Annotated in this window: 1 pseudogene; it reads left to right on the top strand. The window is 56.6% G+C overall.

Features of this window, described 5'->3' with window-relative positions:
- Positions 1-57: 57 nt before the first annotated feature.
- Positions 58-703: pseudogene (locus E3U47_RS24785) on the top strand (transposase); the annotation flags it as partial.

Below are 703 nucleotides of genomic sequence, written 5' to 3'. Positions count from 1 at the left end.
GTCTACTAACCTCGGACACCCATTTAGGCGAGAATGCTCGCCAAACAGAGGTGTCCGATGACCAAGCAACGCCGTGCCTTTACCCCTGAGTTCAAGCGTGAAGCCGCCTGCCTGGTGCTCGATCAAGGCTACAGCCATGCCGAAGCGGCCCGTTCGCTCGGCTTGGTGGAATCGGCCCTACGCCGATGGGTTAATCAGCTTCAGCAGGAGCGCGGCGGCATCGCGCCGGCCAGCAAAGCGTTGACGCCAGAGCAGTAAAAAATCCAAGAGCTGGAAGCCCGGATCACGCGCCTTGAACGCGAAAAATCGATACAAAAAAGGCTACCGCGCTCTTGATGTCGGAAGATCTCGAGCCTACGCACTGATCCGCCAGCTCAGCGACCATGAGCGCGTTGATTGTTTGTGCGAAGTGTTTGAAGTCACTCGCTCGAGTTACTCCGCACATCGTCATAGAAGGCGAACACCGAACGTTGAGCGACTGAGGTTACGTAGTCGAGTGAATGAGTTATTCACGCGTGGACGAAGTGCGCCCGGCAGCTGCAGTATCAAGATGATGATGCAAGAAGAGGGTGAGAAAATCGGGCGGTTCAAGGTGCGCAGACTGATGCGTGAGCTGCCGTTGGGCAGCAAGCAGCCTGGGTCGCATGCGTACAAAAAGGCCACAGTGGAGCGGCCAGATACTCCGAATATCTTGAACCGAGCG

This window comes from Pseudomonas sp. RIT623 (genome assembly GCF_004519305.1).
GTDB lineage: Bacteria > Pseudomonadota > Gammaproteobacteria > Pseudomonadales > Pseudomonadaceae > Aquipseudomonas.
The sequence above is the reverse complement of the archived record's forward strand: the minus strand, read 5'-3'. Positions and strand labels throughout refer to the sequence as shown.